This is a genomic window from Pseudoduganella sp. RAF53_2, from assembly GCF_052113985.1.
Classification (GTDB): Bacteria; Pseudomonadota; Gammaproteobacteria; order Burkholderiales; family Burkholderiaceae_D; genus Rugamonas.
Map to the genome: position 1 here is coordinate 1 of NZ_JBFRDW010001012.1, position 1,330 is coordinate 1,330.

At 60.6% G+C, this 1,330-nt stretch carries 1 protein-coding gene; it reads left to right on the plus strand.

Annotated elements, in window-relative coordinates; genetic code table 11:
* Positions 1–29: 29 nt before the first annotated feature.
* Positions 30–1,330, plus strand: a 1,301-nt coding sequence (locus tag AB4Z11_RS31910; RefSeq protein ID WP_442030214.1) for a TonB-dependent receptor domain-containing protein, incomplete at its 3' end; no start/stop codon positions are given.

Sequence of the window (1,330 nt, forward strand, 5' to 3'; positions counted from 1 at the left end):
GCGCTGGTGGTTGCGCTGTGCAGGATACCGTGTCGAACATCCAGCCTGCTTCGCACAATGTGAACCTGCTGGCTGGCTTCACCAAGCAGCTGAACGAAGACTGGAAACTGGCACTGAAGGCCTCCATGTTCAAGCGCGAAAGCGAGAACAACCGCGGCCTGGGCCTGACCACTTCGCCGACTTCCTTCGTTGGTAACATCTCCCTGGTTCCTGGCCAGGCGCCTGCCCTGGTTAACGCCTACGGCAGCACCGTGATGCCTGCTAACTGGTACCTGAACAAGCTGGGCGCTCCTGCCCGTCTGTACGGCTACCTGCCACAGCAAGACCCACAGCGTACCCAGGACAACACCGCGACCTCGACCCGTTTCGCAGCTGACCTGACCGGTACCTTCATGGGCTGGGATATCGCTGGTGGCCTGGGCTACTCCAAGGTCAAGACCGAGATCGACTACAGCGGCTACGTGAACCGTTTCGCCCTGTACACCGCCCTGAACCGTGCGACCAACCCATTCAACATCCTGGGCGGCAATTCCCAGGCGGATATGGACGCGATCGCGCCGCACTTCAGCAACACCTCGGAAGAGACCCTGAAGTACGCCGAAGTGCACGCTTCGCGTGAACTGGCTCAACTGCCAGGCGGCCCGCTGGCCCTGGCACTGGGTAGCAGCTGGACCCGTAAGGACCTGAACGCTCCGCCTCCAAGCCAGCTGGCTCTGGGCGCTGTGGGTAACGGTGCTGCCTTCGCATCCGGCCGCGAAACCGACACCGCTGTGTTCGCCGAACTGTCGGCCCTGCCGATCAAGAACGTTGAAGTCAGCGCTTCGACCCGCTTCGACCACTACGACACCTACGGCAATTCCTGGACCCCAGGCGCCAAGTTCAAGTGGACTGTGATGCCGCAAGTTGCCGTTCGCGGTACCTTCGCTCGTGGCTTCCGCGCTCCGAACGCAGCTGAAGTGGGCACCGCATCGTCGATCTTCACCTTCAACGCGATCAATGACCCGATCCTGTGTAAGGATGGCAACCCTAAGACCGCTGGTAACGTCCCTTCCGCTTGCGGTATTGCACCGACCTTCGTCCAGGTGACCACGCCAAACCTGAGCCCAGAGAAGTCGAAGTCGTACACCTTCGGCCTGATCCTGCAGCCAATCCCGGCCTTCAGCTCGACTGTGGATTACTACAAGATCGACGTGAAGAACCAGATCAACACTGCATCCGGTCTGCCAGGCTTCGTGCCTAGCTTCTTCCGTGCTGCTCCACAGGCACTGGATATCTCGAACGGCGACGGCACCACCCACGTGGGCGTTCCATCGGTCGGCCAGATTACTTA